Source organism: Endozoicomonas sp. ALB115, from assembly GCF_049310245.1.
In the GTDB taxonomy this organism is placed as follows: Bacteria; Pseudomonadota; Gammaproteobacteria; order Pseudomonadales; family Endozoicomonadaceae; genus Endozoicomonas.
The window spans coordinates 93,167-114,753 of sequence record NZ_JBLYZG010000007.1 but is presented as its reverse complement, the minus strand read 5'-3'; the positions used below and the strand labels follow the sequence as shown (position 1 = coordinate 114,753).

The 21,587-nt window shown below is 49.9% G+C and carries 18 protein-coding genes; 6 read left to right on the top strand and 12 right to left on the bottom strand.

From position 1 onward, the window contains the following. The first annotated feature begins 489 nt into the window (after positions 1–489). Entirely contained in the window at positions 490–1,311 is an 822-nt protein-coding gene (locus ACO6VE_RS05150; protein ID WP_422460065.1) for a hypothetical protein, read from the top strand. A 119-nt stretch (positions 1,312–1,430) separates the two neighbouring features. Then, on the top strand, positions 1,431–2,525 hold the full coding sequence (locus ACO6VE_RS05145; RefSeq protein ID WP_422460063.1) for a hypothetical protein: 1,095 nt from the start codon (positions 1,431–1,433) through the stop codon (positions 2,523–2,525). Positions 2,526–2,533: 8 nt separating this feature from the next. Here the strand turns inward: ACO6VE_RS05145 and ACO6VE_RS05140 are convergent, their stop codons facing one another. From ACO6VE_RS05140 to ACO6VE_RS05130, 3 genes are all read right to left on the bottom strand, one after another. After that, positions 2,534–3,589, bottom strand: a complete 1,056-nt coding sequence (locus ACO6VE_RS05140) for a succinylglutamate desuccinylase/aspartoacylase family protein (protein WP_422450433.1) — start codon at positions 3,587–3,589, stop codon at positions 2,534–2,536. Positions 3,590–3,696: 107 nt separating this feature from the next. Next, complete coding sequence (rimK, locus tag ACO6VE_RS05135; protein WP_101747669.1) at positions 3,697–4,599, bottom strand: 30S ribosomal protein S6--L-glutamate ligase; 903 nt, start codon at positions 4,597–4,599, stop codon at positions 3,697–3,699. Positions 4,600–4,926: 327 nt separating this feature from the next. Beyond that, a complete protein-coding gene (locus ACO6VE_RS05130) occupies positions 4,927–5,103 on the bottom strand; it encodes a hypothetical protein (protein WP_269675211.1) in 177 nt (58 codons plus the stop codon). A 458-nt stretch (positions 5,104–5,561) separates the two neighbouring features. Between ACO6VE_RS05130 and yccS the strand changes: the two genes are divergently transcribed. Then, on the top strand, positions 5,562–7,712 hold the full coding sequence (gene yccS, locus ACO6VE_RS05125; RefSeq protein WP_422460061.1) for a YccS family putative transporter: 2,151 nt from the start codon (positions 5,562–5,564) through the stop codon (positions 7,710–7,712). Positions 7,713–8,351: 639 nt separating this feature from the next. On the opposite strand, the gene ACO6VE_RS05120 is transcribed toward yccS, so the two are convergent. After that, a complete protein-coding gene (locus ACO6VE_RS05120) occupies positions 8,352–10,007 on the bottom strand; it encodes a hypothetical protein (protein ID WP_422460059.1) in 1,656 nt (551 codons plus the stop codon). A 111-nt stretch (positions 10,008–10,118) separates the two neighbouring features. After that, positions 10,119–11,264: a M20 family metallopeptidase gene (locus tag ACO6VE_RS05115; RefSeq protein WP_422460057.1), complete on the bottom strand. Its 1,146-nt coding sequence runs from the start codon at positions 11,262–11,264 to the stop codon at positions 10,119–10,121. 370 nt (positions 11,265–11,634) lie between these two features. Between ACO6VE_RS05115 and ACO6VE_RS05110 the strand changes: the two genes are divergently transcribed. Continuing rightward, entirely contained in the window at positions 11,635–12,399 is a 765-nt protein-coding gene (locus ACO6VE_RS05110) for an alpha/beta fold hydrolase (RefSeq protein WP_422450454.1), read from the top strand. Between the two features lie 81 nt (positions 12,400–12,480). On the opposite strand, the gene maiA is transcribed toward ACO6VE_RS05110, so the two are convergent. The 6 genes from maiA to ACO6VE_RS05080 all read right to left on the bottom strand — a co-directional run bounded on the left by maiA (position 12,481) and on the right by ACO6VE_RS05080 (position 18,230). Then, on the bottom strand, positions 12,481–13,107 hold the full coding sequence (gene maiA, locus ACO6VE_RS05105) for a maleylacetoacetate isomerase (RefSeq protein ID WP_422450455.1): 627 nt from the start codon (positions 13,105–13,107) through the stop codon (positions 12,481–12,483). A gap of 5 nt (positions 13,108–13,112) precedes the next feature. Next, positions 13,113–14,468, bottom strand: coding sequence for a fumarylacetoacetase (fahA, locus tag ACO6VE_RS05100; RefSeq protein ID WP_422450456.1), 1,356 nt, complete (start codon positions 14,466–14,468; stop codon positions 13,113–13,115). A 215-nt stretch (positions 14,469–14,683) separates the two neighbouring features. Further along, a complete protein-coding gene (gene hmgA, locus ACO6VE_RS05095) occupies positions 14,684–15,982 on the bottom strand; it encodes a homogentisate 1,2-dioxygenase (protein WP_422460055.1) in 1,299 nt (432 codons plus the stop codon). Between the two features lie 382 nt (positions 15,983–16,364). Then, a complete protein-coding gene (locus ACO6VE_RS05090) occupies positions 16,365–16,589 on the bottom strand; it encodes a hypothetical protein (protein ID WP_422450458.1) in 225 nt (74 codons plus the stop codon). A gap of 363 nt (positions 16,590–16,952) precedes the next feature. Beyond that, positions 16,953–17,741 (bottom strand): 3',5'-cyclic-AMP phosphodiesterase, encoded by a 789-nt coding sequence (gene cpdA, locus ACO6VE_RS05085; RefSeq protein ID WP_422450459.1) that lies wholly within the window; start codon positions 17,739–17,741, stop codon positions 16,953–16,955. Between the two features lie 24 nt (positions 17,742–17,765). Next, positions 17,766–18,230 (bottom strand): DUF1249 domain-containing protein, encoded by a 465-nt coding sequence (locus tag ACO6VE_RS05080; protein WP_422450460.1) that lies wholly within the window; start codon positions 18,228–18,230, stop codon positions 17,766–17,768. A 207-nt stretch (positions 18,231–18,437) separates the two neighbouring features. Here ACO6VE_RS05080 and ACO6VE_RS05075 point away from each other — a divergent pair, with 207 nt between their 5' ends. After that, on the top strand, positions 18,438–19,826 hold the full coding sequence (locus ACO6VE_RS05075) for a TolC family outer membrane protein (protein ID WP_422450461.1): 1,389 nt from the start codon (positions 18,438–18,440) through the stop codon (positions 19,824–19,826). A gap of 116 nt (positions 19,827–19,942) precedes the next feature. Beyond that, positions 19,943–20,233 (top strand): hypothetical protein, encoded by a 291-nt coding sequence (locus ACO6VE_RS05070; protein WP_422450462.1) that lies wholly within the window; start codon positions 19,943–19,945, stop codon positions 20,231–20,233. A gap of 6 nt (positions 20,234–20,239) precedes the next feature. On the opposite strand, the gene waaA is transcribed toward ACO6VE_RS05070, so the two are convergent. Beyond that, the gene (waaA, locus tag ACO6VE_RS05065; RefSeq protein ID WP_422450463.1) at positions 20,240–21,529 is read right to left on the bottom strand and encodes a lipid IV(A) 3-deoxy-D-manno-octulosonic acid transferase; all 1,290 of its coding nucleotides are present in this window, start codon (positions 21,527–21,529) and stop codon (positions 20,240–20,242) included. Positions 21,530–21,587: the final 58 nt, after the last annotated feature.

Below are 21,587 nucleotides of genomic sequence, written 5' to 3'. Positions count from 1 at the left end.
TAAACTCCAGTTGTTTCTGCAGTTGTCGAAGCTGTTGGCATCATTCTATTGGTACTGAAAGTCAGGTACTTCTGAAGTCAAAGATGAAACTTTTTCATTATCGTATGGTCAGAAAGTTACCTGAAACCTGTTAAACATAGAAAGAAAATTGGGGAGATATTTCTAATGAGTCCAATTTCTTCACATTTCTCAATGTTTCATGAATTCTGGGGCGACGACGAAAATGTTGTTCGGGATAGCCAATCTTCCAAGTTATTCTGGCGTCATGGTACCGGGCACAAGACCTTTACTACTGATGGTGCCAGTAACCGTCTGATAGAACAGGCAACAGTTGACCATGTTGGCTGTTGTCTGGTCTCTTTTGATTCAGGAAAACGAAAAGTTGCTCCGCTGAACCCTGACACTCGACTGCTTTTCAGACATCAACTACCCCATGAATCGTTCCTGGAGCCGGAAAAAATCAAGGAACTGTCCGACAGGAACATTATTGTGCTCCATGGTTTCTCTGAACTTCATGATGCGCAAGCCTTTGAGCACCATCTGAGAGTGCGCTCTTATTATAACGACGATGGCACTTGCATATTGGATGAATTCCCGAAATGGCCTTCGGCTGACCAGATGGCAAGTTACGGTTTCGTTTTTTCTGAGATTCAGGTTCACGGTCCCGAGGGCAAAGCGTGCGTGGATATGGATTCAATCTGGCAAAGTAAATTGTGGACTAACTTTGCGATAGACGATATGAAAAGACAGGATGCTGACGACATGAAAATTGAGGATATATACTCTGATTCCTGTAGATTTACTCTGAATGTTGATAAACAGCAATACCTTGCTGAACTCAATGCCGCCCGTAGGCAACCGGTTCTGCAACTGAACCACCAAGGCTTGAAGAATAATAACATGCTGACGCCGGTTTCGGCCTTGCGCTCAGTGGTACAAACTGAAGACGCCTCCCTGCCCGAACTGCAGCTGATCATGCCTGCCGATTTTGATATTCTGCCCAGGTGCAATCCTGAAGGTTTTGCCGCCCAATCAGGGCCGGTTGCTGTTTGTGATCCATCCTTTACTATTCCTGTTTTCCGATCGAAAGAAATATCGCTTGTCTCGCAAGTGAGGCAACTAATCAATTCGTACCCGTTTTCTCCGTTGGAAGATTCGCACGTGGCCGACTCTTCTGCTGATTCCGATTCTGCCACGCTGAAATTTACTGGAGAAAGTGTTACGGCACCTGATTTTTCGGCGGTAAAGTGCACATTAGTAAAATTGCCTTCAGTGTATGTGAACATAGTTATCACTCCAATGGCATCTTAGTGCATAGCGCGGCCTTCCTGCTTTTTGATGTACATCATCCAGTGCTGGACATGGTCAGCAAACTGTCTGACACTTTTTAAAGTTGAGCAGTTGGAGAAAGAAAATTGAGGAGTTTTTTAATGGGACCAATTTCTTCACATTTCTCAATGTTTCATGAAGTCTGGGGCGGTGACGATGACGGAAATGTTTTTCGGGACCATCCGTCTTCTGATTTATTCTGGCGTCATGGTTCCGGGCATAAGACCTTTACCAGTGATGGTACCAGTAACAGTCTCATGGAACAGGCAACCGTTGACCATGTTGGCTGTTGCCTGGTCTCTTTTGATTCAGGAAAACGAAAAATTGCTGCGCTGAACTCTGGCACCCGACTGCTTTTCAGACATCAACTACCCCATGAATCATTCCTGAAACCAGAGAAAATCAGGGAACTGTCCGACCGGGATATTATCGTGCTCCACGGTTTCTCTGAACTCCGGGATGCGCAGGCCTTTGAGCACCATCTGAGAGTGCGCTCTTATTACAACAAAGATGGCATTTGCATACTGGATAAATTTCCGGAATGGCCTTCGGCAGACCAGATGGCAAGTTATGGTTATGTATTTACTGAGGTTCAGGCTCACGGGGGCAAATGGTGTGTTGATATGGATTCAATCTGGCAAAGTAAATTGTTTATCAACTTTGCGATAGAAATGATGAATAAAGATCATTCTAACCTGCGGATGGAGGACATATACTCAGCGTCCTGTCGCAACATGAAGGTAGATAAAGGGCAATACCTTGAGGAGCTTGATGTCGCCCGCAGGCAGCCTGTGCTTAATCTGAACTACAGTAGCTTGCAGAAAAATGACTGGCTAACGCCGGTTCCGGCCTGGCGTTCAGTGGTACAAACTGAAGATTCCTTCCAGCCTGAACTGCAGCTGGTCATGCCTGCCAATTTTGATATTTTGCCCAGGTGTAGTCCGGCAGGTTTCGGTATTGCCGCCCGAACCTGGCCGACAGGTCCGACCGTTGGTTATGGTTCATCCACTGCTAATCCTTATTGTCAGTTGCAAGCAACATCGCCTTTGCCACCAGTGAGGCAGCCAATAAAACCGCCAGCATATCCCTCTATTCAGGCAAGGGCTCTGCACGTGGCCAGGACGGGTGCTGATTCCTATTCTGCCACTCTGAGATATGCCGGGGCTGTGTTGAAGCACCTGATTTTGAGGCGGTAAATGACGGTTTAATCGTGATTTTCAGGTACCGGCAGCTGGGCAACACCCAGGTCAAGCACTTCTTCAACCACTTCCTGGTCATACTCGGTATCTGCCAGGGTACTGCTGACTTTGGCAAGATGAACCAGTGCATCGCCCTCATTGGCCAGTGGCAGCTGGCTAAGGCCAATAACAACACCATCAAACGGTGCGGTGATGCCTTCACTGTCACTGGCGTCAAACGGATTCACAATGGTCATCATGGTGTCCCCTTCCTTGACCAGGTGACCCTGTTTGATATGAAGTAACACCAATCCATCCCTTGAGCTTCTCAGCCACTGGCTCTGGTTGCACTCCCATGGCTGAATAGCCGGTGTTTTGGCGGGTTTCCCGGGCAGCATATTCAGATGACGCATAACACGCATAACGCCTTTGAAACCCAGCTTGATGGAAGCCTGTTCCAGTCGTAGTGCTTCACCGGCTTCATAAACCAGTGCCGGAATGTTGTACTCATTGGCTGCATGGCGGAAAGAGCCATCTCTCAGGGATGAGTGGAGGATTACCGGCGCACCAAAGGCCCTGGCCAGACCAAGACATTGCTCGTTGGTCAGGTCGGTTCTCAGCTGTGGCAGGTTGGTTCTGTGAATGGCTCCGGTGTGGAGGTCCAGGGCGTAGTCAACGTGTGGAAAAATGCCCGTAGTAATCAGGTTGGCGAGCCTTCCGCCCAGAGACCCTTTGCTGGATCCCGGGAAGCAGCGGTTCAGGTCTCTGCGATCAGGCAGGTAACGAATTTGCTGGATGAATCCGAGCTGATTAACCACGGGAATGACAATCAGGGTGCCATGGATTTTCGCCAGATTTTTATAGCCGAGGATTTGCCGGCAGATTTCCACGCCATTGAGTTCATCACCATGAATGGCCGCCGTCACTAACAGGCATGGGCCTTTTTTGCGACCGTGAATAACCTCAATCCGAAGATCAATGGGCGTATCGGTGTAGAGTCTGACGACCGGGATATTAAGGTGCTGTCGTGTACCTGGCAAAATGGTATGGCCAAATAGCTCTAGGGGTTGTGCTCTTTCCATGGAAGACTCCAGCCCCGGTCATCAGGCCTGAAAGGAAGAGACCGGGATTGAAAAGCATCACTCGGGTGTTTTTTTAATCAGAGTGATGGTGGGTTGGTGAAGTGAATTTATCCGGTAATTCGTGTATTACTCGTGCGGCGATAGTTATTTTCAAGGTATTCAATAATGCAGTTGGCTACATCGTTGGCTGTTGCCCGCTCAATACCTTCCAGCCCCGGAGAGGAGTTGACTTCCATCACCAGGGGGCCGCGATTGGAGCGAAGAATATCCACACCTGCCAGTCTCAGCCCCATGGCTTTTGCCGCCTTTACTGCGGTCGCCCGCTCGTCTTTGGTCAGCTTCACCAGGCTGGCACTGCCGCCCCGGTGAATGTTGGAGCGGAACTCGCCTTCAGGTGCCTGACGTTTCATCGCGGCGATGACTTTGTCGCCAATGACAAAACAGCGAATATCCGCACCGCCGGCCTCTTTGATGTATTCCTGAACCATAATATTGGCTTTCAGGCCCATAAATGCTTCCAGGACACTTTCTGCCGCTTTCCGGGTCTCGGCCAGGACCACGCCAATACCCTGGGTGCCTTCCAGCAATTTGATCACCAGGGGGGCACCGCCAACCATATCGATCAGGTCGGGGATATCGCCAGGGCCACTGGCAAAGCCGGTAACCGGCAAGCCCACGCCTTTACGCGACAGCAGTTGCATTGACCGTAACTTGTCACGGGAGCGGGCAATGGCCAGGGACTCATTCAGTGAGTAACAGTTCATCATTTCAAACTGGCGAATAACCGCAGTCCCGTAAAAGGTGTTGGAGGCACCAATACGTGGAATCACCGCATCATAATGAGGCAGCTCCACCCCTTTCATATGAATACTGGGGTGTTTGTCATTGATATTCATGTAGCAACTCAAAATATCAATAACATCGATCGTATGACCTCTGGCTTCTGCAGCCTCAATGATGCGGCGGGATGAGTATAACCGCTCGTTACGGGAAAGTAGCGCAATTCGCATTGGGTAATTCCTGATAAAAGGTCATTCTGCGCTCTGGCTGAAAACCTGGTTCATGACTGATTCAAATTAAAAGGCTGAGAAAAAGTATGGCTTACCAGAGCGCTTTTTACTGAATATACGCAGACCAGCAGATACGTAAAACGGTGTTATAAAAGTAGTACTCGTCTTTTGCTATGAACATGCTTTGTCACCATGCCATGGTCGCTTATTCCATCGTCACAAAAGAGGTCCGGGTAATCGCTTGTCAACAGCAATATAAATCAAAGCGGGCTGATCAACTGCAGCCCTTGGGTAGAGGAGGGATCCTGATCAGTAGCGGGGGGCAGTTTACCAGTGGTCAAAGACCAGGTGCTCGTCTCCGAGTAACTCCCGCAACCGTTTGCGTTCAAGGTGAAGCTCCGCTTTCGACCGTTTTTTCTCATAGTCGGCCTGGCGGGTGCGATAACGCTTTTTAGCTTTGGCCGCTTTTTCAAACTCTTCTTCGAAGTCTGGATACTCTTCCATCTCTGCCTGCTCTGAATGCCGGTCAAGACAAATAGCAAACAGCCGTTCCTCATCTGCAAACCATCGTTCACAAAGGCTGGTCTACAAGAGAGAGGAACTGGTGTTGCTGCGCTAATTTCTGGTAAAACCGGGGTTCAGTCAATAAAAAAAAACAGGGCCAGGGTAAAACAGGATGAATTCCTGTTTTTTATGATTTAGTTGTTTTTTAGTCTGAAAATAAGGCGTTTTTCTATAATTTTTCCTTTCTGATGGCATATTTTTAGTGTTTTATGTTTTTTTAGTAATGGTGGTGAGTGATTTTTCCCGGTTTTTTGTTAGATGTTGCTGAGTGAAGCGCCATAAAACCGCTCCTAAAAAGTGGTTGCTCTGCGGTTACGGCCATCGTCACTTAGTCTCAACGCGTTTTTCGGGTATGCTCACAAACTTTAGATCAATCGTCCGGCAATCAGCTTACCATCATGTTCTTCCCTGAGATCTTCCACTTTTTCCGCAATTACTGGGCAAACGACCGGATTAATTACAGTGTAAAAGTCTTTTTTGCCCTGACTGGCGTTACCTTGCCTGCCTGGTATCGGGGATCACCTGATGACATCACGCCTGTGGTACTGGGTGTGATTGCCGCGGCCCTGGCTGAAGTGGATGACAACCTCTGGGGAAGGATTAAAGCGCTGATCATGATGCTGGCCTGTTTTCTGCTGGCATCACTGTCCATTGAGCTGCTGTTTGATTATCCATTGCTTTTTGCGCTAGGGCTGTGCAGTTCGACGTTTGGATTTACCATGCTCGGTGCCATGGGGCCAAGGTATAGCAGTATGACCTTTGCCTCGCTGTTGCTGGCGGTTTACACCATGCTGGGTGCGGGGGCAAGCCAGAGCCTGTGGGAGCAGCCGCAGCTGCTGCTCAGTGGCGCGCTATGGTATGGTGTGCTGTCTCTGGTCTGGCATATTCTCTGGCCTGATCGCCCGGTGCAGCAATCCCTGGCCAATATATTCAAAGAGCTGGCGGGTTATCTTGACAGTAAAAGTCAGCTGTTTGATCCCGTCGCCAATATGAACCCTCAGCCTTTGCGTCTGGAGCTGGCCAGAAAAAATGTCAGTGTTGTCAATGCCCTGAACCAGGCCAAGGCTTCTTTGCTCCAGAGAGTCCGCCGACAGGACAACGTGAGCGCGCAGCCTTTCCTGCACATATACTTTCTTGCCCAGGATATCCATGAACGGGTGAGTTCCTCTCATTATCGTTATCAGGATCTGGCAGAGCACTTTTCCCGCAGCGATATTCTTTTTCGCTTTCAGAAAATGTTGCGAGTTCAGGCTAAGGCATGCCGGGCCATCGCCCGGTCTCTGGCCATGGGACAGGAGTATTTGCATGATAACGAGAATGCAGCGGTTCTTGATGAGCTGCGCCAGTCGCTGAAATATCTGCAACAACAGGAAAATCCTCAGTGGCGATCTCTGCTGGTTCAGCTGGAATATCTGCTGAAAAACCTGACGACAGTGGAATTACAAATATCATCTGTAGGACACCCGGACTCAGACATATCCGCCGACGAGCGCATATTGGCTGATTCCAACCCCAGGGGAATCAAGGCTCACCTGCTGTGTATCTGGCATGAGTGTCGCCTGGACAGCCCTCTGTTCCGACATGGCCTTCGTCTGGCAACGTCGCTGACACTGGGTTACGGGCTGATTCAGGGGTTGCACCTGCAACCCGGTTACTGGGTTCTGCTGACTATCCTGTTTGTCTGTCAGCCCAGCTACAGCGCTACGCGACAGAAACTTGCCCAGAGGGTCGTTGGCACGCTTGCCGGGCTTCTGACCGGCATACCGCTTTTGTACCTTTTTCCGGGGCAGGAAGGTCAGCTGGTTCTGATGGTGATCAGCGGAATTCTGTTTTTTGCATTTCGTACCGTACGCTATGATCTGGCAACAGCGTTTATTACCTTGCTGGTGTTGTTTTGTTTTAACCAGCAGGGATTGGGCTTTGCTGTGATTATGCCTCGCTTGGGGGATACCCTGCTGGGCTGCCTGCTGGCCGTCACTGCGGTTGTGTTTATTCTGCCTGACTGGGAATCCCGGCGGCTGAATCGGATTATGGCATTGACCATAGCCAGGCATCGAGAGTATCTGTCTCAGGTTATGACGCAGTACCAGACGGGTAAACGGGATACATTGGCCTATCGTCTTGCGCGTCGTCATGCGCACAATATGGATGCCCGGCTTAATGCCGCCATTATGAATATGCTGACTGAACCGGCCCGCTATCAGCGGGCAAAGGATGAGAGCTTTCGCTTCCTGACCCTTTCCCATGCCATGCTGAGTTATATCTCTACTCTGGGGGCACACCGGATGCTGTTGGCTGGAGACTCTTTTCACGAAGGGCTGCTGGCACAATATCAGTCCATGGATAACCATCTGCAATTGTTGGAGAAACAGTTGATAGGGGGCTCTGTGCAAAGTCGTGGACGTTTTTCTAAAGCGGAATTAACCGACGAGCGGCCTGAAACCCGTTTATTGCTGCAACAGTTACAGCTAATGTTTCAAATCATGCCGGAAATGCATCTTCTGGCTGTTGAGATTTACAATAAATTAAATAAGCCTGACAGCCAGTAACTCAGGGCCTGTTGACGTTTCGTTGCGAGCAGGCAACGAAACGTCAACAGGCCCTGGTACATGGTTTCAATGGCTTTGACGGGTTGTTGTGCCTCCGCACTCCGTTCGTCCTGTCGAAGGACCCATAGGGCCTAAAGGCGGAAACTCCGGACTCTGATAGATCTTACCAATCACCCTTCGACTCCGCTCAGGATGAACGGGGTGTAAAGGTATTAACGCTATTCTGCACTGGCTATCAGTACGGAGGTTTTAATCATCATATTGTCGATCAATAATGGGGGCGAAGGATTTAACCCACTTTCACCACCAAAATAACGTAATCATTTGATTTTGAAGCATATATTCTATTCGAATATATGGTTGGCACGATATTTAATCGTTTAAAATCAAAATGTTACCAAGGGGTGGTGAAGGTCGGATTTAAATTAAGGTGAGCAGTCTGGTGCAAGGGTCATAATGGCATAAGCCTTTTTCTACCAACTGAGAGATACTTTGACGGGCTGCATTGGATGGAATATTTTCCAGACTGAAAAATTTCAGGTTGATAGTCCAGTACTTTTGCAGCGCAATCGGATTAAGTATGAGCTGATTTCTCGATGCATCATGCCATTCGGTGAATTTACGGCATTCATTCACATCTTACTTAATCCACTCAAGCATCGGGTTTTTCCGAGCCGCCAAAAGATTGGTTTTTTCCGTACCCGGGGGTTGATGACTGGCTCCTGGTTCAGATGCAGATAACGGCTTGTTGTTACTGGCCAGATCTGATGGGTCAGATGCCCGGATGGGCGATGATTGGCAGAGTGGTTCCTGAGTCGTTACTTTTAACGCATTCAGGACCATAGGGTGTCGTAAATTCAAAGAAAAAATATTCCGGCTTTCATCGTAGGTCCAGTAGTTCTGTACTGCAAAAAACCGGGCAAAAAAATCAAAGTCAGTCCGTTCACGATACCCGGATGGATTGCTTGATAGCCATTTGGTCGTCAATTTTTTCATGTCGATTATAAGCTCGCCCGCTGCTCTGTCATGCCATGTCGCAAAGCTTTGCTGTCCATCAGCATTTGAAAAAATAAAAGACAGGCAGTCTTCGCAGCTTTTTGTTGTTGGTGATTTATAAGTTGGCTTTATCGAATCAGTTGGTTTGGCGGACTGAGCACTCAATGGCGTTTTCCTGGCGTCTGTTCGAGCCTCAGGGAGTGTGCTCCTGATCTGGGCCTCACCAGGCGTTGAGCCCCCTGCATTTGCCAGTGTTGATATCGGGTTTGGAGGTGGGGTTGTATAAGGGGTAGCTTGCTTTGAAGTGGATAATGCAATGGATTGGTGATTTTCTGCTGACGAAATGGTATCAGCTGAGTAGTGTTTGAACTTAAGTTGGAAAATGATTTCATGTGAATCGGTAAGCACTACACACTCAATATCATTTTTTCCGATCTCTGTTATTAAGGCATCTTGTAATGTTTCGCCATTAGATACGTTAAATTGCCGCTGAAGTATACTCCATTCTTTCTTCACTTGCTCAGTATTTATTACTTTAAATGTTCCCCGGTCTTTATTAATCCATTGAACAGATAGGCCAATATCCGCCTGTCTTGCCAAAAAAGTACAGGCATACAACTGTGGTGACCTTGCTGTTTCATGTTGAGTCTGTGTGGTTATGTTCAGTCCTGTGCCCGAAGAGTGTGTAGATAAGCATCGCTCTGGCCCTTTACGTCGCTCAGGTATATTGTAGGGCGCATGCTGATGACGCGATGCTCTGGTAGTTGTCATTTTGGTAACCAGGTCGGTCTTATACGACGAGAGTTTATACTGCTGACCAGACAGGGTGTCTATATCTTCTGAGTGGCATAAAGCATTACGTAATTCACTGGGATTCACGACGCCTTTAAGACGTTGATCTTGCTTCCATTGAGCTTCTGTCAGGTACCAGTCATTTATTTTCAGAATACCTTGTTTCTTATCAAGCCAGGTGACAGGGGGCTCATTTGCTCTGCTCTCTAAAAAAGCATGCAGACAGGATGGCTTGTTACGGGGTAAATGATTTTCTGTCTGGCTTCTAAGCGACATCTGTCTTTGTAAAACCGGAGTAGATGTGCTGGATGGCGCAACCTGATACACCGGGTGGTATAACGGTAATTGAGTGTGATCTACCAGCCACTGGTTATATACCATCTGTTCATGAGTGGCATTAAGTTTTTGAGCTAATTGTGGCTGCTTGCCCAGAGAGAGAAAATAGTTATGGGCAGTGGGGTATCCGTTTTGAATACTGGTCTTTTTAGGGTCCATTACAATAAACATGATTTAATGAAATTGAACTTCTAGACCGAAAATATGCCTGTTAGTTCCTTTTGTTTTTACTTTTGTGGGCTCACCGGTGGTGGATGAGCCCTGATTTATTGGTTTCTGTTGTTATCGGCCAATGGTTTCCGCCAGGTTGATCAGCACATTGCGCAGCAGTGTCAGGCGGGGCTCGATGGAGTCCAGCACCAGAGATTCGTTGCGGCTGTGCATGGCACCGCCAATCGGGCCCAGACCATCAATTGTGGGCACGCCCAGTGAGCCGGTCAGGTTGGCATCGGAACCGCCACCCACTGCCTGCCAGGTAATGTTCAGTCCCATATCCTGACCGGTTTTTTCAATCAGGGCCATCAGTTTTTCACTGCCTTCATTCGGGGTAAAGGCGGGCTTGTGGGCTTCGCGGGTCAGCTTGATGTCAATCCCCGGCAGTGACGGGTTTTCCAGCATGTGCTGGATCTTACTTTCCAGACGGGCGTAGTCATCGTTATCCCAGAAGCGGATATCCAGGACTGTGGACGCATAGTCTGGTACCACGTTACCGGCGGAACCGCCCTTGACAACACCGAAGTTCAGGGTGGTGCCAGTTGCAAAGTTGGTTTCCTGGTTCAGGGTGGTGATCCAGTGCGCCAGCTCAGTAATGGCAGAAATACCTTTCTCGGGCTCATTACCCGCGTGCGCCGCTTTGCCCTTGAACTCTACCTGGTAAGAGGCCATTCCTTTACGCGCTTTAACCAGTGATCCATCAGCACGGGCAGCTTCAGCCACCAGTACATAACGGCTCTTGCTGGCAATGCCCTTGAGCCACTCGCCGGAGTAAATGGAGCCGATTTCTTCATCCGGATTCATACAGACGCAGATGCTCAGACGATCAGCGACGTCTTCTGGCAGCTGGCTGATGGCCTTGAACATATTGAGCTGGCCGGATTTCATATCAGCCACGCCCGGACCGTAGGCTTTTTCACCATCATGGGTCAAGGACCATTCGGCCACTGTACCTTCCGGGAAAACAGTGTCCAGGTGTCCGATCAGCATGATGTCGTACTCTTCGGCGTCCGGCTTATTGGTCGCCAGCAGGCCGGGGCCTACTTTTTCATTAAAGGTATGACGGGTAACCTGCCAGCCGATGCCCTGGTATTTTTCGGTCATGATATCAGCAACCTTGCTGACACCGGCGGGGGTCCAGGTACCACAATCGACGTCAATCAGTGGCTTCAGTTCTTCCAGATATTGATCCAGGTTGAAGTGTTGATCACTCATGATGGCTTTATATTTCCTGCTTGGAGGTTAGGTTGCTTACCGGGACAGTGGTGATGATCATCATAAATAAGCCGCTGGCCTTTCTGGCAAAGCTGAATTTATGATCTTTGTACCAAATGCAGAGGCGGTTGTACTGACGTTTAGGTAGAATTCCTGATCAGTATTTTCCGTTTGTCAGCAACCTATCCCGGATATTTCATAAACTGCCCCGAATCTCGCGCAGGACTTTGTCGCTCTAAGGGATTTTGTGAGGGAGCGCCGTACCGGGGAGTACGGTCGACCGAACAAAACTCCCTTAGAGGGGCAAAGGACAAGCGAGAGCGGGAGCACGTTTATGAAATATCCGGGCTATAAGAGAAGCAGTGAAAACATGAAATTGTACGCAAGGCAGCAGGGGCAGGGGGCTGATGTGATCAGTTTGCATGGTCTGTTTGGCTCTGGGGAAAACCTGGGGATGATCAACCGTGGTCTTGCTGAATCATTTCGTGTTCATGGGCTGGATCTGCGCAATCATGGGCGCTCACCCCATGATGAGGCTATGAATTATCCGGTCATGGCGGAAGATGTTCTGGCCTATATGGATGATAACCAGCTTGAGAAAGTGCATTTGTTGGGGCATTCCATGGGCGGTAAGGTGGCGATGACCATTGCCCTGATGGCACCGGAGCGCGTCACCAGGCTGGCTGTGATCGATATTGCGCCGGTCACTTATCAGGAAAGGCGACACGACAGTATTCTTGAAGGGTTGTCGTCCATGCCTTTGAACACGTTGAAAAGCCGTACTGAAGCAGACCGTTTTCTGGAAGCTTATGAACCAGAACAAGGTGTGCGTCAGTTTCTGCTGAAAAACCTCTACCGTGATGAGCAGGGGCTCTATCGCTGGCGGGTAAATCTGCCTGTGATTATGGCGCATTATATGGAAATTCTTGCAGGGCAGGAGTCTGATACGGGTTTTGCCAATAAAACCCTGTTTATCAAGGGTGGCGAGTCTGACTATATTTTGCCGGAACACCGTGAGCAGGTGCTGGCTCTCTTTCCATCAGCATCCATGCGGGTGATACCGGGAGCGGGTCACTGGGTTCATGCCCAGAAACCAGAGTTGGTGACGCGGACACTGTTGCGCTTTTTCGGATGACTATTTTTACAGACGCTGCCCGCTACCCGAAAAGCGGAACCTCCTGAGCTTTTGCAAGCAGCGGGTGGCGACAATAATCCCTTACACAGCGTCCGGCTGGTTTTCCGGTGCCGCATCAATAAAGGCAGGCTGCGTATTGCAGTGCTGGTAGATTTTATGGATTTTTGGGAAGTCTGACATATTCATCTTAAAGCGCAGGGCATTAAACACTTGTGGTACAAGGCAGATGTCGGCTATGGAGGGCTGTGCCGAGCAGCAGAAGGGCTGGTCATCCAGCTGTGCTTCCAGTGCGGTAAAGCCTGAATGAATCCAGTGCTGATACCACTGTGTTTTGGCATCGTCACTCACGGCCAGTTCCTGCTGCAGGTATTTCAGTATTCTGAGGTTATTGATCGGGTGGATGTCGCAGCTGATCTGGTAAGCCAGGCTACGAAGCTGGGCTTTTTGCCAGGGATCTCCGGGGATAATGGAGCGTTCCGGGAATGACTCTTCCAACCACTCAATAATGGCCAGTGACTGGGTGAGCATTCCTTTGTCGGTGGTGAATGTGGGTACCAGTCTCTGGGGGTTGATCTGTTGATACTCCTCCGAGTTCTGCTCGCCTTTCAGAAGATTGATGGGCGATTGTTGATAATCAAGCGCTTTCAGGTTCAGGGCAATTCTTACCCGATAGGCAGCCGAGGAGCGGAAGTAGCTGTAGAGTTTCATGGTGTTTATTCTCCAGTCCCGGCAGGCAGAACCTCTTGAGCCGGTAAAATCGTCGCCTGCACTTCACCGAAGCCGATACGGGCATGTCCGGCTTTTTCACACCAGCCGTTGAAAATAACGGTGTCGCCATCTTCGAGGAATGTTCTGGTTTCACCGTTGGGCAGAGGCAGAGGTTGTTTACCACCATGGGACAGCTCCAGCAGGGAACCCGCTTCTTCCGGGTTGGGTCCTGACTGAGTGCCGCTGCCAAACAGATCACCCGGCCGAAGGTTGCAGCCATTTACGGTATGGTGTGCCACCATCTGGTTGATGGTCCAGTAGGAATGACGGAAGCTGGATTGGGACAGTTTCGCAGGTGAATCTCCTGCCTGTTCCATCTGTCTGCTCAGCAGATGAGCAGAGAGCTGAATATCAATGGAGCCCTGCTGGCGGTTTTTCCGAGAGTCAAGGTAAGGCAGTGGCTGGGGATCACTGGCAGGGCGTTCAAAGCTGGTCAGGTAAGGCACCAGCGCTTCCAGGGTGACAATCCAGGGGGACACGGTGGAAGCAAAACTCTTGGATAAAAATGGCCCCAGTGGCTGGTATTCCCAAGCCTGAATATCCCGGGCGGACCAGTCATTAAACAGACAGAGACCAAATACGTGTTGATCAGCCTGATCCAGCGTGATCGGTTCTCCCGGGGCATTGCCGGGGCCAATGAAGATCCCCATTTCCAGTTCATAATCCAGCCGTTTACAGGGACCAAAAGAGGGAGTGTCAGCATCCGGCGCTTTGGTCTGGCCGCAAGGGCGGTGAAAATTCTGGCCTGATACATCAATAGACGATGCACGGCCGTGGTAGCCAATGGGCACCCATTTGTAGTTGGGCAGCAATGGGTTATCGGGTCTGAACAGTGAACCTACGCTGGTGGCATGGTGGATGGAGGTATAAAAGTCGGTGTAATCACCAATCTGGCAGGGCAGGCGATATTCCACATCGTCCATGGCAACCAGACAGCCCGAGAGTTCAGCTTCTTCCGTGGCTCCGGCGCGCAGGGCTTTGGATAACGCCGATCTCAGGGATGACCAGTGCTCAAGACCAAGCCCCATAAATCGGTTGAGGGTTTCATCACCGCACGTTGCCAGGGCCTCACTGGACAGTCCTGATGCACCTTTCTGTGAAAAAGCTGAGGTGTGGGAAACGGCGGCAAGATCCAGAACCTGGTTGCCAATGGCGACACCTGCCCGAAAAGATTCACCACTGCCTTTACGTCGGAAGATGGCAAAGGGCAGGTTTTGAATGGGGAAATCACTGTTTTTGTTATTGGCTGATGTAACCCAGCTGGTCAGGTTGACATCGTGTGTTTCATTGAGTGCTAGCATGATGGGCTTTCAGTCTCCGGCGTATGTGAGAAAAACGGCAAGTTTTTTATTCGTAAGTAGCTGGCCATATGGAATCGAATATTTCTGGCTACTTGGGCTGGTACTATGCGAGGCACAACGGAGGGAGCATAGCCGTAGCTATGTGACCGGAGTTGTAACGAAGCAGAGTGCCAGCACAAGGAGTCAGAAATATTCGATTCCATATGGTTAGCTACTTATCGGCTAAAGTGCTTCTTGAGCCCTTTCCAGCAATCAATATAGTCGGTTTGGCGGGCATTACTTTCCAGCGCAAACCGGGTTGGCGCATAGATAAAGCGGGACTCAAACATAAAGGCCATGGTGTCTTTGTAGCGCACGGGCTTCAGCTCTGCGGCACTGGCTTTGTCAAACACTTCAGCCTCGGGCCCGTGGGGGCTCATGCAGTTATGGAGGCTGGCTCCGCCGGGCACAAATCCTTGTTCCTTGGCGTCATAAGTGCCGTGAATCAGCCCCATAAATTCACTCATGACATTGCGGTGATACCACGGGGGGCGGAAGGTGTTTTCAGCCACCATCCAGCGGGGCGGGAAGATAACAAAGTCCACATTGGCGACCCCGGGGGTGTCACTCTGTGAGGTTAATACGGTGAAGATGGAGGGGTCTGGGTGGTCGAAGCTGACGGTGTTGATCACATTGAAGCGGGACAGGTCGTATTTATAGGGGGCAGAAGTACCCACCCAGGCGACCACATCCAGGGGAGAGTGATCCAGGGTGCAGCTGAACAGGTTTCCGGCAAACTTGGCCACCAGTTCAAACTCACCGTCGATATCTTCAAAGCAGGCCACCGGATAATGGAAGTCCCGATCATTGGCATAACCATTGGCTCCTACCGGCCCACGTTCGGGAAGAGTCAATGGTGCACCGTAGTTTTCGCAGATATAGCCTCTGGCTGTGCCTTCCGGAAGTTGAATCTGAAACTTGATGCCCCGGGGGATAACCAGAATCTCGCCGGGAGGCACATGCAGGTGGCCCAGCTCGGTACGTGCCAGGATGGCTCCCTGTTGAGGGACGAACAGCAGCTCACCATCGGCGTTGTAAAAGAAGCGGTCGGTCATATCCCGGTTGGCCAGATACATGTGCACAGCAGAGCCGGTCTGAGTGTGGAGGTCGCCATTGGCCGCCATGGTGACCAGGCCATCAACAAAATCGGTTTCTTCTGTCGGGAGGTCAAGAGCGTCCCAGCGCATCGGGTCCGGGGACGTTGGCACCTCAGTAACCGGGCCAGAGCGAAGCAGGTTTGATGCTATTGGCTGGAACTTGCCCTGGGCTGCTGACGGGCGAATCCGGTACATCCAGGTCCTTCTGTTTTGATGTCTTGGTGCGGTGAATGCGGTTGTGGAGAACTGCTCTGCATAGAGCCCCATGGGCGCACGTTGCGGATTGAATTGCCCGATGGGTAGGGCTCCTTTCAGGGCTTCGGTTTCATGTTCGTTACCAAAGCCATGGAGGTATTGGAGTTCGGAAGGTGTTGTCATTCGTCATTGCCCCATAATCGTACAGTCGATTTCTGATCAGTACAGAACATTTATGGCAACTAGTGCATGGTTTCAATGAGTTTGACGTGTACAATCTCCGTTCACCCTGAGCGTCCTTCGGCTCCGCTCAGGATGCACGGACGAAGGGTGCTTGGCACGATCTATCAGAGTCCGGAGTTTCCGTCCTTCGACAGGCTCAGGACGAACGGAGTGCGGAGGCACGACAACCCATCAAACTCATTGAAACCATGTACTGGCTCAGAAAAGCGTTACTACTGATGCTATTGAAGTTATGCCTTATTTATGAACCATTTCTATCGGCGATGCCATAAATAAAAAATGCCACATTCAATAAGTGGCATTTTTGGGCTGGTGATATGATTCAGAGGCGGGGTTTATAGCTGGGCTGGTTGACGTCATCAAAATCATCAAGCTCTTGAAAACTTTCTGAAATACTGTTTTTCAATTTGCTTTTCTCAAAGTAGTCTTCAATGCCCTTTCTTATGGTTGATGATTTAAGCCCCTTGTGCCTTGCTTTGCGTGCTTTAGCCTTTTTGTGTTCGTGATTGCTGTTCCACAAAGCATCGTCCCACTCATCCTGATGCATGGACTTTATCCTGGTCATAACTACATCCTTATGTTTACTGCTCCTAACAATAAATTTAGATAAAGGATGCGGACCTATTTAATAAAAAATGGTTATATGATTCTAATCGATTAATTCTGAAATATCCGGGCTAGGAGCCTGTCCGAGAATAGCGCCCGTAGCGAGGATGGCAGAAAATTGAGGATAAGAAGTCGGAAATTTTTAGTGAATAGTGGTTCTATTTGCTAAAAATTTCCGACTTTTTAGACCAATTTGCTGCCACCGCAGTAGGGTAGTCTATTCTCGGACAGGCTCCTAGTACTGCTGACAGTGGCAGTGCTTCAGTATTCAGCGGAAAATTGACCATCGATTGTTGATGGTCTGTCAGTAACCGTTTGATCTCAGGTCAACGTTCATTGGTTTATCACCCACTCTTACAACGATGCTTTCTATCTGACCGTCTGGCAACAGATCAACCACACGAAAGCCCGGCTGCCTGGTATCCGCCTGAAAATCATCTGACTCAGGCGCAAACTGAACACAGGTCGAAGGGCTTGCCATAACGGGAAGATCGCAGAATTGATAGGTTCTGGCCTGGTGCACATGGCCGTGAATGATGCCCCGGACCGTGTTGTGACCAGTGATGACCCTGGCCAGCTCCTCCGGGTTTTGCAGCATGATCTGATCCATCCACCGGCTATTGATGGGAGCCGGGTGATGATGAAGAGCCAGAAGCGTATGTTTGTCCGGCTCCTGCTGCAAACAGGTAGCCAGCTGTTCCAGCTCAGTTTCCCTGAGATAGCCGTGTGTTTTGCCTTCGACCTGAGTGTTCAGCAGGACTATTTGCCAGTTACCCAGAATAATCTGCTTTTGCAGCGCCGATGGGTTTATCGCCGCCATAAGATGGGGCTGATCATGATTGCCCGGCAACCAGTAGCTGGGCGCATTGATTTTTAACAGTTTTTCTTTCAGGTGATGATAGGAGGCGGCACTGTCATCCTGGCTCAGGTCTCCGGTGACCAGAAGGCAATCAGGTTCCCGGTAGTCTTTCTGTATTTTTGCCAGCACCTCATCCAGGGTCGCCGAGGTATTCACTCCCATCAGTGTCGAGCCGGAATCAGCAAAGAGGTGAGGGTCGGTAATCTGCAGGACTCGAATTCTGGCGGTATTCATCGGTTGTTTGTATCAGTGTCTTCGTTATCCTGTCTTTTCTGTATAAGTTCGACAGGCAGGTAAAGCGTAATCAAGCCATTGAGCCAGAAACTGATTATGCTGCTCTTTTTCATCAGGCTGATGCATTTTACTATTGGGATAATCGTACCGTGGCTGTATTATCTGGCTGGTTTTTCGGGAGACAATTTCGGCCATCTTAACGTCGTGATAAAGGCGCACTTCGGCTTTTGGCATATTGAATAATTGTCCCCAGTCAGCTTCCATCTGCAACATTAACAAAGTGGTAAATGGTGACCGTTCCAAAACGTCAATGACCAGCCATTCCACGCCGCTTGCCAAACTGTTTTTGTGCTTAACCGGCAGGCGAAAATGCTCCTGATCTGATAACTCAGGCAGCAGACGCATAAGACGCAGGTAGTTACTTTCACAAACCTGTTGCAGGCGGATCAGGTTGACACGGTAGTTGGGTTTCAGCGAATGTCTTTTCATAGCACCTATTATAGCGTCCTCCTGCCTTCACCCTGAAGAAGCAATATCCATAGAGGAATTCGTCATACTACTGCATTTTTTGTGCAAATTAGTGTAGATTTCCTCGATCTGAGTTTGCTACAGCGATTTTATCCCCAACCAGGAACCAGTCAGGCTACCGTTAACCGGTGAAGAATGACTGGCGAACTTTCCAAGGATCACAAGATTATGTCACGAAATAGTCGTAGAGGATTTCTGCTTGCCGCCCTGGCGGGTGCAGTATTAAACGTGCAGGCTGCACCAACTCAGTACAATCTGCTCGATGTATACAATATGGCGCTGAAGAATGATGCCCAGCTGGCGGCGGCCGAGGCCTCCATGAAAGCGGTTCAGGAGACGGTTAACCAGGGCCGTTCTGCATTGCTGCCCACCCTGGGGCTGTCTGCTAAAACGCAATATAACAAGACATCTTCTGAGTTGACGAATGGTTCAGATACTGATGAAAACTATAACTCTCATGGGTGGGGCGCGACATTAACTCAACCACTGTTCAATATGAACAGCTGGTTCAATTATGAGCAGGCCAAGTCTGTCGGGGATCAGGCCACTGCCGTATTTGCCAATGCCCGGCAACAATTGATCCTGCGTGTGGCAGAGTCCTATTTCAATGTGCTCCGGTCGGAAGACAGCCTGATGACCGCGAAAGCCCAGGAAAGAGCATTAAAGCAGCAACTGGATCAGGCTCGTGAACGTTACAATGTGGGGCTGATTGCAGAAACAGACGTGCTGGTGGCCCGTGCAGCTTATGACAATGCCCGCGTAGCCCGCATTCAGGCTGAGAACCAAGTCTCTGTAAGCTACGAAGGGCTGCGGACCATTGTAAACCAGGATGTTACCGATATTGCCCAGCTGGAGAAGGCAATGCCAGTGGTTGCGCCAATGCCAAAAAATCCTGAAGAGTGGGTAAGCATGGCACTGGCCAATAACCTGGGGTTGAAAGCGGCCCGGGAAGGGTTAACGGCTTCTGAGTCCAAAGTAAAAGCCAGCAAGTCTGGTCATGCTCCAACAGTTAATGCGTTTGCCAGCTATAACTACAGCTCCAACAATTCCAGTCAGGCCTCTGGAAACGGTACTCTTTCTGGCGATCGTACTGACACCATTGTTGGCGTTCAGTTCGATCTACCGATCTTCGCTGGTGGCGCTACCAGCTCTGCTGCCCGTCAGGCAGGCTATCAACTGGAAGAAGCCCAGAAAAATTACGATCAGCAGCTCAGGGGTACCAATGCCAATACCCGTAACCTGCTGAGAACCGCTACCTCCGATGTGGACCGGGTTCATGCCAGCTGTCAGGTGATTATCTCGTCAGAAAGTGCCCTGAAAGCGACTCAGAGTGGTTATGAAGTGGGTACTCGCAACATCACTGATGTTCTGGACGCTCAGCAGCAACTCTACTCTTCCATCAGTAACTATCTGAACACCCGTTATGACTTTATCGTCAATACACTGAAGCTCAAACAGGCTGTGGGAACTCTCAGCCCGACCGATCTCGAAGAGTTGAACCAGTGGATGACGGATGCCAGTGACGAGCTGTCTGTTCCGGATCAGTGCGGTGGTTAATTACTGATCATCATGGCGTTTCCGTAAAAATGGCTCGTAAGTGGAGCCATTTTTATTTGGAGTCAAATAGCCGCAGATACTGAATCCACTCTTCTATAATGAGTAGATACCCGGCTATGGACGATAATGTCATGGATGAGCATATCAGGAACTGCGAAACCCGTATGAAATCTTATGTGGATGAAGGGTGTTCTCTGGCAGAGGCCTTTCTGAAGACCTTTGCCTATGAAGACCTGGAAGAACAGCAAAGGGTTATGAATCGGATTCTTGGCAAATTGTCCATCCAGGGGCTGCAATCCGGTAACGATTACTATTTTGTAGACGGCAGTCGTTTGAATATTGATCCTGCGGTGGATTCAATGCTGGCCACCAAATCTTCCAGCACCAACTTACGCCCCGGACTGTAACAATGTTTACTTGCCGGACGGCATAAGCTGATCAACCAGCATCAATGTCTTTTGCAGTGCTCCCCGGTTGTTACGGACAAACTCTCCGGCATGATGGCTCATGCTTTTATACTCCTCTTTATCCTGCACCAGGCTGATGGCGCTCCGGGCGAGCGCTTCGCTATCGTTAACAATGCTCAAACCTCCCGCCTGAATCAGAGATTCGCTGATCTCTTCAAAATTAAACACATGAGGCCCGGACAACACCGGCAGGTTTAATGCCGCCGGTTCCAGCAGATTATGTCCGCCCGTTGGTACCAGACTGCCACCCACAAAGGCTATATCAGAGGCGGAGAACAGCTTCATCATTTCGCCCATGGTGTCCCCGAGAATAACCCTGGTCTTATCAGAAGGCTGGGTTCCCTGGCTATGGCGGACCACAGGGAGCTGGTTGTCCAGGATCAGCTGGTGGACACGGTCAAACCGCTCAGGGTGCCTGGGCACCAACAGTAGTCGTACTTCCGGTGATGCTGCCAGAATGATTTTAAACGCATCAAGTACCTGCTGATCCTCGCCGTCATGGGTACTGGCGGCCACCAGAATACGAATGTCACTGCCCATACCCTGCTGCCACTTCTGCCGAAGTGCCTGACCTGAGGTTATGATTTCCTGAGCAACATCCAGATCAAACTTGATACTGCCGGTAACGTTGAGCTGTTGCCCGGGCAGGCCAAGCTCCAGGAATCGACGACCCGTCTCCTGGTTCTGGGCAGCAACCATATTGATCTGTTTGAGCATGGGACGGGTGAGAAAGCCGAAGCGTGCATACCCTCTTGCCGAGCGTTCGGAGAGTCGGGCATTGGTCACCAGTACGGGAATCGAACGTTTGTGGCAGGCGGCAATGGTGTTGGGCCATAGCTCGGTATCAATGACGATGGCCATGACTGGCTTTACCTTGTCCAGAAATCGCCTGACAGCACAGGGAAGGTCATAGCAGGCATAGACATGGTCCACGCTGTCGCCATGAATTTTGCCAACCTGGGCCGAGCCAGTGGGGGTCATGGTGGTAATTAACACTCGATGGGTTGGGTAATTCTTCTGTAATTGCTTTACCAACGGGCCGCTGGCAATGGTTTCTCCCATGGATACCGAGTGTACCCAGATAATGGGTTTATCGGAGGCGGGAAGACTGAAGAAGCCAAATCGTTCTCTCTTTCTCTGCCAGTACTCTGGTGCTTTTTTTGAACGCAAGTAGAGGCGGACCATTGCCAGGGGGGATATCAGATATAACAGCAGAGAATAAAAAATACGACTCATAAGAAACCACAGGTTGAAAATTTTTTGGGGCTGAATATTAACAAAATTCCTGCCAGCC